Annotated in this window: 14 protein-coding genes and 1 riboswitch; of the genes, 1 reads left to right on the top strand and 13 read right to left on the bottom strand. The window is 46.0% G+C overall.

The genetic code is table 11. The features are described from left to right. The first annotated feature begins 139 nt into the window (after positions 1 to 139). A complete protein-coding gene (locus J2X75_RS06515; RefSeq protein ID WP_124114590.1) occupies positions 140 to 565 on the top strand; it encodes a MaoC family dehydratase in 426 nt (141 codons plus the stop codon). Positions 566 to 632: 67 nt separating this feature from the next. Here the strand turns inward: J2X75_RS06515 and J2X75_RS06510 are convergent, their stop codons facing one another. The 13 genes from J2X75_RS06510 to J2X75_RS06450 all read right to left on the bottom strand — a co-directional run bounded on the left by J2X75_RS06510 (position 633) and on the right by J2X75_RS06450 (position 12531). Continuing rightward, on the bottom strand, positions 633 to 1823 hold the full coding sequence (locus J2X75_RS06510) for an aminotransferase-like domain-containing protein (protein WP_310335119.1): 1191 nt from the start codon (positions 1821 to 1823) through the stop codon (positions 633 to 635). A gap of 179 nt (positions 1824 to 2002) precedes the next feature. Then, positions 2003 to 3151: an NAD(P)/FAD-dependent oxidoreductase gene (locus J2X75_RS06505; RefSeq protein WP_310335118.1), complete on the bottom strand. Its 1149-nt coding sequence runs from the start codon at positions 3149 to 3151 to the stop codon at positions 2003 to 2005. A 6-nt stretch (positions 3152 to 3157) separates the two neighbouring features. Next, complete coding sequence (locus J2X75_RS06500; RefSeq protein ID WP_307536802.1) at positions 3158 to 3877, bottom strand: methyltransferase domain-containing protein; 720 nt, start codon at positions 3875 to 3877, stop codon at positions 3158 to 3160. Further along, entirely contained in the window at positions 3864 to 5021 is a 1158-nt protein-coding gene (locus J2X75_RS06495) for a type III polyketide synthase (RefSeq protein ID WP_310335116.1), read from the bottom strand. The genes J2X75_RS06500 and J2X75_RS06495 overlap by 14 nt, the downstream gene beginning before the upstream one ends. Positions 5022 to 5250: 229 nt before the next feature. Next, entirely contained in the window at positions 5251 to 6135 is an 885-nt protein-coding gene (locus J2X75_RS06490) for an alpha/beta hydrolase (RefSeq protein WP_307536807.1), read from the bottom strand. A gap of 163 nt (positions 6136 to 6298) precedes the next feature. After that, complete coding sequence (locus J2X75_RS06485; RefSeq protein ID WP_307536809.1) at positions 6299 to 6991, bottom strand: hypothetical protein; 693 nt, start codon at positions 6989 to 6991, stop codon at positions 6299 to 6301. A 62-nt stretch (positions 6992 to 7053) separates the two neighbouring features. Beyond that, positions 7054 to 7413, bottom strand: a complete 360-nt coding sequence (locus tag J2X75_RS06480; protein ID WP_310335113.1) for an MmcQ/YjbR family DNA-binding protein — start codon at positions 7411 to 7413, stop codon at positions 7054 to 7056. 142 nt (positions 7414 to 7555) lie between these two features. Next, complete coding sequence (locus tag J2X75_RS06475; protein ID WP_310335112.1) at positions 7556 to 8962, bottom strand: DEAD/DEAH box helicase; 1407 nt, start codon at positions 8960 to 8962, stop codon at positions 7556 to 7558. A gap of 117 nt (positions 8963 to 9079) precedes the next feature. After that, on the bottom strand, positions 9080 to 9394 hold the full coding sequence (locus J2X75_RS06470; protein WP_105598630.1) for a DMT family transporter: 315 nt from the start codon (positions 9392 to 9394) through the stop codon (positions 9080 to 9082). Next, complete coding sequence (locus J2X75_RS06465; protein ID WP_150367338.1) at positions 9394 to 9732, bottom strand: DMT family transporter; 339 nt, start codon at positions 9730 to 9732, stop codon at positions 9394 to 9396. Before J2X75_RS06465 ends, J2X75_RS06470 begins: the two co-directional genes overlap by 1 nt. Before the next feature lie 102 nt (positions 9733 to 9834). Then, positions 9835 to 9935: riboswitch (guanidine-I (ykkC/yxkD leader) on the bottom strand. Between the two features lie 70 nt (positions 9936 to 10005). Further along, positions 10006 to 10635, bottom strand: a complete 630-nt coding sequence (locus J2X75_RS06460) for a pentapeptide repeat-containing protein (RefSeq protein WP_307536819.1) — start codon at positions 10633 to 10635, stop codon at positions 10006 to 10008. After that, entirely contained in the window at positions 10632 to 11411 is a 780-nt protein-coding gene (locus tag J2X75_RS06455) for a class I SAM-dependent methyltransferase (protein WP_310335107.1), read from the bottom strand. Before J2X75_RS06455 ends, J2X75_RS06460 begins: the two co-directional genes overlap by 4 nt. Positions 11412 to 11544: 133 nt before the next feature. Then, positions 11545 to 12531: an aldo/keto reductase gene (locus tag J2X75_RS06450; RefSeq protein WP_310335106.1), complete on the bottom strand. Its 987-nt coding sequence runs from the start codon at positions 12529 to 12531 to the stop codon at positions 11545 to 11547. Positions 12532 to 12787: the final 256 nt, after the last annotated feature.

Raw genomic sequence — 12787 nt, 5'->3', positions numbered from 1 at the left:
CATCTGTTTAGTCCATTATGGCAGTAACACAGCAATACACACGGGATAGTTCACTAGCATTTTAACACGTCAGTCCAGTCATGTCTCTTAGCAAAACATCAACTACGAAAAAACATATTAAAGAAACCGAGGTGCCTTCATGAGATTTAGTGAATATGTAATAGGTCAGCGCTACGAAACCACATCCTTGGCATTATCCAAGAGTGATATTATTGAGTTTGCCACAATCTATGATCCACAGTACATGCATTTGGATGAGGAAAAGGCCAAGCAAGGCCGCTTTGGCAGTTTAATTGCTTCTGGCATGCAAACGATGAATATCTCCTTTAAATTATGGATTGAGGTCGGGGTCTATGGAGAGCATGTCGTGGCGGGCACCGGAATGAATAACATTCAATTCCTGAAGCCTGTCTATCCGGATGATGAACTTCATGTCATTGCAGAAGTCATTGGATTGACACCCAGACGAAAAGGAAATGGGATTGTTACCGTGCTGCTGAGTACATTCAATCAGAAGAATCAAAAGGTTTTTCAGGCAGAATTAAGTGCATTAATCGATAATTAAGGGCTGCGAAAGGCCAAAAGAAGCCGCCAATGGGCGACTTCTCATGGATATATTGCGTTTTGTCATATTAAGCGTTGTAGCCCTTCAATACCTGCCCCAAAATCTCTACACCCTTGACAATCTGTTCGTCTGACGGAGTTGAGAAATTAAGTCTGATGGCATTACAAGGGTCTTGCTCGTTCACCAGGAATGCATTTCCCGGTACAACCGCAACCCCTTGAGCTGCCGCTGTCTTGGCATAATCAAGCATGGGCACATGCGCTGGCAGGTCACACCAGAGGAACAGTCCACCATCCGGTTGAGTATAGGTAATGGACTCACCCATATACTCTTGCAGCTTGTCCATCATCAATGTTGCTTTTCTCCGATATACCTCACGAATGCTATTAATGTGCCCCGCGTAGTCATACTCTGTCATGAACTTGTATGCCAGAATCTGTGGAAGCATGGCTGTATGTACGTCTTCTCCCTGTTTGGCAACAACCATCTTCTCCACAACTTCATGTGGCGCTTGTACAAAACCAACACGCAGTCCCGCCGACAAAATTTTGGAGAATGATCCAACATAGATGACCAGACCCTCATCATCCATAGACTTGATGGTTGGCACATCGTCTCCATTGAATCGAAGTTCTCCGTAAGGATTATCTTCCAAAATCATAACGCCATACTTCTTAGCCAACTCGTATATGGCCTTACGTTTCGCAAGACTTGTCGTTACACCGGTAGGATTCTGAAAACTTGGGATCACATAGATCAGTTTCACATTGGTCTCCGTCTGCAGCGCCTGCTCCAGCTTCTCGATATCCATGCCGTCCATCTCCATCGGAACACCGGCAAGCTTTGCACCGGATGCCCGGAAGGAGTTCAGGGAGCCGATAAAGCTCGGACTCTCACAGATAATCGTGTCCCCTTCATTACAGAACACTTTACAGGCAAGTTCAATCCCCTGCTGCGCTCCAGATACAATGAACAATTGATCAGATGGTTTACCCGTATCAAAACCTGTCTTCAAATGTTGAGTCAATGCTCCCCTGAGGGGAACATATCCTTCCGTAATCCCATATTGCAGAGCTGTGACCGGGTCATGCTCCAGAATGGATTGAGTGAATGTGCGAATCGCCTCAATAGGAAAGGTTTCCGGAGCAGGATTTCCCGCGGAGAATGGAATCACATTTTGTCCCGAAGAAGCCTTCAGAATCTCACGAATAATGGATGGTTGCAGTGCTGCGATACGATTGGAAAATGAATAGTTCATCTTAAATAGTGCCTCCCGACATTTCATCTGAATTAACTCTCTATCATTACATTAGATTCTATTATACGAGCATTTCCCGAATTTCCAAACTGTCTCCACAAAATTAATGTTTATACACCAAAAAAGAGGCCGCCGTCAGCAACCTCTTTCGCATAAGTATTGAGCAAAATTTCAGCCTATTAGCGCGCTGCGTTCATCTCGGATAACCGTGTGGCCTTCACGACATAAGCAGCTAAACCGGGAATCATCCGAGCCAGACCAGGATAGAATTTATTGGTTTTGGCAAAAGCCAACTTTTGAATTCTTCTTGCGCGTCTGAGCAATTGGGTGAATTCACGGCTTGCTTCCAGCATGTAATTACTCTGCCAATCGGCATGTTCAATGTCGCCTTGCAGATACTTGTCAGTCCACCTCGCACACAGGAGTGAGGAGCGAAGGGCAATGGACATTCCGTCTCCACATAAGGGCGGTATCATCAACATGGCATCTCCAATATGCGGATATTGGGACCACGGTTCAGGAACATTGGACAGATGCAGCGGTGCAATCGACACTTGCGTTCCATCTACAGGCTTTCCTTCGGCTAAACGGGCTGCCAAACTCACGTTTGTCAGGGATGCCGCCTGTAAAATATCGTTTACAGACTTGCCGCTTCCCTGAACGGTATCCAGTGTCAACAATGCGGCGACATTCACAATGCCATCCTCAATCGGGGAAATGCCCACGTAACCACCCTCGCAAAAATATAACTCTACCCGTGCGGGAATCTCTATCCCGCTGAAGTGGGACTTAACGCCAACGTATACGGTTTGGTCCCGCAGATCAGGTGCGGAAGCCACCCCGCGCGGTTTTTTGGTCCCATGTGCCCCGATAACGGCTTTGGCTCTGTAACTGATCCGCTCATCTCCCTGTTTCACCTGAACCTCATAACTGGCATCCTCAAGCTGCTCGATGCTCGTTATGGTCGCTTTGGTCACAATCTGGGCTCCGGCCTCCAGAGCCTTCTGATGCAAAATCTGGTCCAGCTCATATCGACTTATGCCATATGCAAATCCCGGCAGCGGTGCTTCAATCACTCCGCCTTGTGGCATAACGATTTTGGCATGATCCATGGTGCTGGGTTTCTTCGACTGGTCCAGAAGGTGAATGTCCAGAACTTCTAACATCTCCTTGGTTTCGGGTGACATGAACTCACCGCAGGTTTTGTGCCGCGGGAACTCCTGGCGATCCAGCAAAAGGGTCCGATGGCCTTTCCCTGCCAGTTGCATTGCACATGTACTGCCGGCAATTCCGGCTCCGATGACAATCACATCTATCGATTTCGACACGTAAGCTCACCTGCCTTTCGTGGGAATAACAACAGAGTAACGGAATAAGGGCTTCCATTCATAGGTCATCGTATCATGATTGAGACGTTGTTTAAGTTCCTTCCAATCCCTCCCTGTAAAACCTTTGGCTACGGAAAGAGGCCCATCATGACGAATGTACCGATTGCGCGAGATCATCCGTGTAGTAATCCAGACCGCCTTATAAGATACGGGGTGGCGGTGAATATCATTAATGACGACACCGTATCTGGATGCTCGCAGCATATGAGAAACCATATCAACCAGCTGATCTCCGTCAAAATGATGTACAAACTGGGAACCTGTCACGATATCTGCTGAAGCATCCGGCAGTTGTGTAAGATCGGCACGTTGTACCCGGACTCGGGGTTCGTCACGGAATAGTTGTCTCGCTTCCTCACACGCTTCTTCCGTCAGATCAACCAGCGTAATTTCCAGTTGAACACCCTGACGATCTGCCCATTGCAGTAGTTTCTGGTTCACATCTCCTGAACCTGCCCCCACATCCAGCAGAGTCAGCTTATCCGGCCTGCCGACAGTGTTCCACAACTTCTCTACACCAGCCAGAGTTGGGCCAGGTGCTGCAAATATTTTGTTAAGACGTCTCAGATGTCTAAGCGCTTCACGCAGCTCCTCCCCTCCCAGAGTGAAGTCATCCATCAGCTCATCTTCCTTGGCTCGAATGGACAATGTTCTAAAAAAGGACATGATCGTGCTCCTCCATCACTGAAGTTAATGAGGGTACATAAGTGAATTTCATCAACTCTGCGGTGAGTCCCGGTCCAAATGCCATGGCTACACCATCTGTAGAGGATTGACCCTGTACCTTCATGTCCTCACGCATCGCATTCAGTACAAACAGAATGGTATTGGAAGATAAGTTACCATACGTTCTGAGGACATCCCTGCTATACTTTGTTTGCTCGTCTCGCAGTTTCATTACATTCTGCACAGAGTCCACAATCCCACGTCCTCCCGGATGAATGGCCCATAGTTCAGGAAGCTGTTCACTTTGCAATAAGAGACGCAGTTCCTCTTCCAGGTGAACACCTAACAGCTTTGGAATACAAGGGGATAGATACAGGTCATACCCCAGATTCCCCACCTCCCAGGTCATATCTTCAGTCGAATCCGGAAGAAGCACAGAATAACCCGTGCCCAGACTTAGAACATTCTTGTGCTGAGGTTCTGGTGTACCCACTACACAGGAAGAAGCAGCGTCTCCGAAGAATGAAGCTGCAAACAGCGCTTCCCGATCTTGTACGGGCTGAAAATGAATGGTGCACAACTCTACACAGACCACAAGGACCTGTGATCCGGGAGCTCCCTGCACGACATCTCGTGCCATCTGAATGGCTTTCAACCCTGCGGCACACCCCTGAAAGATCAGCGGCAGTCGATTAACTCGGGCAGACAAACCCAAATGACGGATGAGCATAACATCAAGACCCGGCAGATATTGACCGGTGCAGCTGACCGTGATGATATGCGTGATGCTCTTTGGAGATACGCCTGAATCCTCCAGGGCTTTCTCTGCTGCCTTAATCCCGAGCGGAAGCGCCTCCCGCTTGTATGTATTCATTCGTTCTTCCGTTGTCGGGATGTCTGATCGCTCACCAGAGGGCAGATATCGGCATTCTACCAGTGAACCGAGATAGCTCGGTTCCACGGTATATCGTGTTTCAACACCACAGGACTTGAATATTCGCCTGGCAAAACGGGCCAAATCTGGCCGATCCTTAAGAGAAGAAGCGATTAGTTCTGCAATATCTGACTGTGCTACGGGGTGAGCAGGTAGAGCCGTTCCCATGCCAAGAATCGCGATATCGGATGGACTGTTATATTGGTTCATAATAAACCTCCTGATATTGGTCATTATTTCCTCTAATTTAACAACTCTTACCCTTAACTATATCGTTATAATCTCAAGAAGGCTCCTAATCCAGTTTATTAACACATCCGCAAGCTCAGAAGCTTGGTTTCACCAAGCCATTGAAGCAATCACACCAATGAACGAAAAAAGCCGCCATTAGGCGACTTCAAGGTAACCATATTCCTTCTAAGGTTCATTCTGATACACGTTATTTGGAAAATGCTTCTCTGATCTTGTCACTCATCCGGTACCAGGCATCCTCAGCCATCTGGAGATCCCCAGAATGCGTAAATCCATGAGCAGCTCCCTCGTACTCCTTAAGAGTCACCTTCACACCGCTTGCTTCCAGCCTTGCTGCATATGTTCTTGCTTCTTGGGCCAGTGAATCTTTCTCCGCGGTAATAATCAATGCTTCTGGAAGTCCCTCTAATGAAGTTGCAAGCACAGGTGAAGCCAACGGGTCTTGCGCATCTTCTGGCGTTTCAAGGTACATGGCATTGAACGTTCTCGCGATATCGGCTGGAATGGCTTCTTCAAAACTCGGTTTCTCGGCCGGATCTGTAGCCACATCCAATACGGCATAATCGATAACCTGAAGTACAATAGGCAGCTCGCTTCCACGTTGCTGGTTTAACAAACATACTGCTGCAGCAAGATTACCACCAGCACTATGCCCCCCAATAGCGAATAGAGACGGGTTAACCGAGAAAGATTGCGGATTGGCGTGGACCCACTGTACAACGTCGTAACATTCATGGACCGCTATTGGGAACTTGTGCTCTGGTGCAAGACTGTAATCGATATTAACGACCACACAATCAGATCGATCAGCGATCAGGCGACACCATGGATCATCCATCTCTGCTTGTCCCAAGATGAAACCACCCCCGTGCATATTGAAGAAGACCGGCAGAGGAGCGGAATGGTCCCTATCCGGTGTATACACAAGTACACGTGTATCACCTTTAGTCGTAGGAATCATGACTTCTTTTACTGTGACAGCATACGTGGAACCGGGTTGAAGAGCTGCACCTGTACCGACGACATTTTGACGCATACGTTGTACCATTGCCAGTTGTTGTTGTTGATCCATAGATATCACTCCTTTAGTGGATTGCCAATACGCCTTCTTCCGTTGTCACTTAAGTATAGATGACACTCGTCTATTCCGTCATGTGCAATTCATTCGATATGTATTGATCAACATGCTCAAACGTGGACCAAAATCCCCCCCCCCTGCTCTTGATGCTTCAATGTTAGCATTCAGTGCCAGGAGATCGGTTTGGATCCGTGCTTGTTTCCTTTTTTTTGTGGAACATCATCCAGACACCCATCAAACAAAATAAAACGCTGCACCCCATGCCAAACAAGCTACTTGTTTTTAATGCAAGAGGTGAGCCCTGCATGGTAAGTAATGTCGCTTGGGTCACCACGATGGATACCATCGCATCGGTGAAGTTAATCATTTTCAATGTAGATATGATTGGGTTATGGAGATGACGGTTCGCCCAGGTACCATACACGGCAAAAACCAGCTTCGTAAAAGCGACTGTAGATACGATATACACGATGATACCCTCATATATGAAGGCATCGCCGATTAGATACATTCGCAGGCAGACCATCGAATAGGACGCGCCCAGTAAACACAGGAACAGACCTCCGCGTTTATATACCGTAAGCTCTAATCTATATCTTTCTTCGGGAGAGCCCATCCTCTTGGTAACTGTATATTTATGGAGCACTTGGCCTTTTGCCACACACAGAATCAGATAATATACAGCATTTGTAATGAACCATCCCGAAAGCAGATATATGCCCAGGATTAACTTGCCTATCCCTGTTACAGCATTGATAACAAGGGAAGCCACATTAAACAAGGCTGTTCGATCTTGTTTATTTCCAAGGTAATGGAACCAAATGGACTTCAAATATGTCTTCATTTTCATAGGATATTCATTCTGTTAGAGAAGCAGACCATTAGCCTTTTACCTACCTCATATATTTCTTCTTATCTCTTACCGTTCAGAGAATCCCGAATCCTTTTCGGAAGGGATTGGACAACCATATCATAAGAGTGATCGATCATGACGTAGACATCCTCATCGGACAATGAACCATCCAGCGTAATGGTATTCCAGTGTTTTTTGTTCATATGATATCCCGGTTGAACTGCTTCATGTTGCTCTCTCAGGTTCTCTGCAATAATGGGATCACATTTTAAGTTTAAACGACAGTGCTTTTCTTTGTTTTCAAAAATAAGGGCGAACATCTTACCCGCAACCTTGATCGCGACTGGATCAGGCCCAAATGGATAATCCTTGATCGCACCTTTCTTGTTCAAACTGTATTCAATCATCGTATCCTTCAAGTCAGTACCTCCCTTTCACCAGTGGACGATATAATGATACCGAATGTAAGTTCGTATGTAAATAAGCTCGTTGCACATAAAGGCACATAATAAAACCTCCTCCAAATGAATGGAGAAGGTTTTATCTGAATTTATTTAACTCTTAATTGGCTCTATCATTCCTAGTTTTGCTGCTGCGGCTGAATGAGCCATGGTTTGATTTACTGCTACTGTTGTTTGATCTATTGCTATTGGGTCTACCGTCGTTTGAACGGCTACTGTTTGATTTACCACTCTTGGCAAACCATTCGGATTTGGGCTTGCGTGCCGGGTTAGCTTTGGACTTCGCCGGTTTGCCTGCAGCCGATTTGTTGAACGAAGGTTTACTGCCTGATGCTTTGCTGGTTTTATCAAACACAGGTACACCTGTCATTGGATACGGATGACCTTTCACTTCAGGAATCGTCTTTTTGATTACTTTCTCGATATCCTTCAGGAATGGAAGTTCATCCTTCTCACAGAACGAGATGGCCATCCCGCTTTTGCCTGCTCGACCTGTACGGCCAATACGGTGAACATACGTTTCCGGAATGTTAGGCAGGTTAAAGTTAATGACATGTGACAGTTCCTCCACGTCAATTCCTCTTGCCGCGATATCCGTCGCAACTAATACACGTGTTGCACCACTCTTGAAGTTGTTCAGTGCCCGTTGTCTCTCGTTCTGAGACTTGTTGCCATGAATAGCCTGTGCTGTAACATTCACTTTGGCCAAATCACGTGTAACCCGGTCAGCGCCGCGCTTCGTGCGTGTGAACACCAATGCCGTGACGATGGATTTATCCTCCAAAATTTGATTCAACATATGTTGCTTCTTGCCGTTCTCCAGCAAATATATAGATTGCTCAATGCGGTCTACCGTTGAAGATACCGGTGTGATTTCTACTTTGACTGGATCAACCAACAGGGTTTTAACCATTTTGGTAATTTCAGGAGGCATCGTAGCTGAGAAGAACAGCGTCTGCTTTTTGTTCGGCATTTTGGCAATGATTCTTTTCACATCATGAATGAAACCCATGTCCAACATCCGGTCTGCTTCATCCAGAACGAGAATCTCAACCATCTTCAGATCAATACGTTTCTGGTTAATCAGATCGTTCAATCTGCCAGGTGTCGCGATAATAATATCTGCACCTTGATTCAGCGCACGCTCTTGTACTTTTTGCGAAACGCCGCCAACGATTGCCGTACAACGAATGTCCGTATACCGGCTATATACCTTGATGTTATCCGCGATCTGAATAGCCAGTTCTCGTGTTGGTGTCAAAATTAATGAGCGAATATGTCGTGCGGACTTTGATCCTTGTCCTTTGGATCTTTCGCTTAATAATTGAATGATCGGCACCGAGAATGCTGCTGTCTTGCCTGTTCCTGTCTGTGCACATCCCAGCAGATCTCTGCCAGCTAATACAGCTGGTATGGCCTGTTCCTGTATAGGGGTAGGATTAGTATAGTTTGCTTTGCTTAACCCTTCCATAATAGAGGGAATAATATTTAAGTCCTTAAATGTCATGTTGTCTCCTTCATTTACGCACATCTATCAATAAGACGCATCTTTTATTTCACACGTAACGTATAAGGATACCATTAAAAACGTAATCTGTACATTATCTTTTTAATATCACTTTGTTTAACTGACCAATTTAAGACCGACTGCCGATCCGAGCACCATAGCGATAAACAGAATTCTTAGGGCATTTCGAGGTTCTCCATAAAACACCATGCCCAGAATAGCACCACCGGAGGCCCCGATTCCCGTCCATACGGCATATGCTGTCCCCATCGGAAGAGTTTCCATTGCAATGGACAGGAACAGGAAGCTTAAACCAAATCCGGCTACCAATAGAACCAGTGAAATGAGATTACGGTCTTTGTGCAACTTGTTTATCATCAGCACTCCGACCATCTCAAATACCCCTGCCAAGATAAGAAATACCCAGTTCATTATAGTTGCACCTCCTTATTCTTCTCTTTGCTCAGCATTTTAAGCCCGATTACGCCGAGTAAAAGTACACCAATGAGTACCATTTTTCCGGTTTGGACAGGTGCATTAAACAGAACAATCTCTGCAAGCACTGTACCTGCGGTACCCAGGCCAACAAATACTGCATACACGGTTCCCACAGGCAGTGTCCGTGAAGCTGCAATCATCAAGGAGAAGCTAATGATAATTGCAACCAACGTAAACCCCCATTCCAGCAGACTACTGGCATGTTTCAATCCAATGACCCAACCCACTTCAAACAATGCAGCAATCACAACCGACATCCACGTTTTATTCATTCCTGTAACTCCCTTTCTCTAATTCATTTTTTTTACACCCAGTATGGGTACATTAGCGTAAAAACAAAAAAAGCCCGGGAAACAAACTGCATGTAGCAGTTCATCTCCCAGGCTTTTATCCCTCCGTGGCACAACCAACAGGTTGCGGGTTTTCTCTCGGACCAGACCGACACATCCATCGCGGAACCCTAGAAAACCTGTTTTTATTCTAAAGTGACTCCAATTATACACACTTCCACTATCTTGGCAACCCCGTAAATGTGATCATGCCCTTTATTTGATAATCAAACCCATTAATCCTACAAATGTGGCGGCTTGATGTGGTGAAATCACACAACCGTTGAGATCTTCCATGGTCAGTACCAAGGAGTCAAATTCGCAATCGCTAAGATCCAAATCCTTCATTTTGGTCCCCGTTAAGGAAGCTTGGTCGATGTTACATTGACTGAACTCCATTTTTTGCAGTGCCAGATAGGCAAAGTCCGCACCAATCAAGGTACATTCCGAGAAGGAGACCTGTTTCAAATGGGCAAAACGGAAATTGCTGTAGTCACCTAGACCATGAAGGAAACTGACATTTTGCAATCGACTATTGGAAAAATCAGTTCCGACAAACTTGCAGTTATGCCATTCGATCCGATGCATGAAGGCACCAGAGAGATTGACATTGGAGAAGTCGCAGTGTTCGAACCGGACATCGGTGAATTCAAATTGTTCCAAGGTAGACTCCGAGATTGTCACATATCTAAATACAACATTTTCAAAGGAAACCTTACTCGCTTCCTGTTGATCCAGCATGATATTCTCGATCAGTTTGTGTTTGTACTCAACTTTGGATTCCAGGAATGCAATCGTTTCCGGTTCGAGCAACTGCTCCTGAATCTTGGGTTTGTCCATTTTCATATCGTATTCCCCGATTCCTTCATAGCTACGACTCGCAGTCGGCTTCTGTCCAGATACCACTGTCCATCCCGCATCAGTTGTGGCTGTACTTTTTTCTCTACAGCTTCCATAATAACATCCTGTTCCGCAGGTATGATACCACTGAATAAATACTCCGCGAAGCTGTCCAACCACTTTCTGGCACCTGGCTTGAACGGGGTAAATTGGTCAACATGCTGGACCAGACTAACTCGAAATCCGTTTTGCTCCAGTAGATTAGCATATTCGCCAATGGTAGGGTGATACCATGGATTCCGACCTTCCCATTTGTATCCACGGGCATGCAGTTCTTCCCTTACCGCTGTTATTAATATAGCCGTGTTGCCATTTGCAGCAAACTCAGCCACGAATCGCCCGCCCGTCTTGAGCGCTGACTGTATTGATTGTACTACTGCCGGGGCATCCTTTATCCAATGCAGAACGGCATGAGAGAAGACAGCATCAAAAGGTTCTTCTGTCCGATAATGACAAGCATTTGCTACATGAATATTCATATCAGGGTATTTCTGTTTAGCTTGCCTAATCGTCTCTTCTGAAAAATCTATACCTGTTGGCAGCGCTCCTGCGACTGCAATTTTGGCTGTCAGATCCCCATTGCCACAACCCACATCAAGGATTCGTTCTCCATGGGACGGCTGGAGCAAGGATAAGATAGGTGTTTCCTGTAACGCTGTAAAAGGAGCAGAATGACCACTCCACGATTCGTTCGTCTGACCGGATGAATGTCCGTTGTTCATAGAAAATAATCTCCTTCTCAATTAAGGATCTAATGTATCTATAATAACTTTAATATAAGAGAAGTGTCAATTCACTCAATAGATAACTATAAAAATAGCCGCCGAATGGCGACTTTAACATTAAGAATTCGGATCAACTGAGATTTCCAGTTACCGGATGCGGTACATACGCTTCTTCGAGGAAACCGATCTCTTCCACAGTCAGCTTCACCGTAAGGGCTGCTATTGCATCCCCCAGATGGTGAATTTTGGTCGCGCCGATAATTGGTGCAGTTACTGCCTCCTGGTGCAACAACCAGGCCAGAGCCACCTGAGCACGAGGAATCTCCCGTTGTTCTGCTACTTTCAAGACTCGCTCCACCACTTGACGATCAGCATCGACCATTGCATTCTCATAGAATGCCTTCCCGGCAGGGTCGATTCCTGAACGCGCAGTCTGTTCATTCCAATCCCTTGTCAGACGTCCTTTGGCAAGGGGACTCCACGGAATAACGCCGACGCCTTCTTCCTGACATAATGGGAGCATTTCACGCTCTTCTTCGCGATACAACAGGTTATAATGGTTCTGCATGGAGATAAACTTCGTCCATCTATGACGCTCAGCTGTATATTGGGCTTTCATGAACTGCCAGGCGTACATCGAAGAAGCTCCAATGTATCTGACTTTTCCGGCCTTAACTACATCATGAAGAGCTTCCATGGTTTCCTCAATAGGAGTTGTATTATCCCATCGATGGATCTGATACAGGTCTACGTAATCTGTGCCCAAACGCATGAGACTGTTGTCGATTTCGTTCATAATGGCTTTTCTGGACAGCCCCGCCCCGTTGGGTCCTTCATTCATGCGGAAAAACAATTTGGTCGCCAGCACAATCTCATCCCGACGGGCAAAGTCCTTCAACGCACGTCCAACAATTTCCTCACTGGTTCCATCCGAATAGATATTGGCCGTATCGAAGAAATTAATACCAGCATCCAATGCTTTCTGGATGAACGGTCGACTCTGCTCTTCATTCAGGGACCATGGAGCCATTCCGCGTTCCGGTACACCGTAACTCATACAACCTAGACATAATCTGGAGACATCCAGACCGGTACGTCCTAATTTCACATATTCCATATTTCACACTCTCCTTGAATTTGTTCTGTAGACTGATGTTGTCTCGACCTCTTCGGTAACTAGCTCTAACCAGCATGTGAAGTATATCTCTCGATGTACGGAATTTTCTTCGAACTTGATCTGTGATTCGAGCCTGTCAATCAATATTTGCCTCACATGGTTTGATAACCACTTCATCACCTTGTTCACCCAACTTTTCGAATAAACTTTAATCGCTTGGCTCTGTTAATATACTCTTAGTATGCCGAGTCATGGG

Source organism: Paenibacillus sp. 2003 (assembly GCF_031455635.1).
GTDB lineage: Bacteria > Bacillota > Bacilli > Paenibacillales > Paenibacillaceae > Paenibacillus > Paenibacillus amylolyticus_B.
Note: the sequence above shows the minus strand (reverse complement) of the source record. Positions and strands in the feature narration are given on the sequence as shown.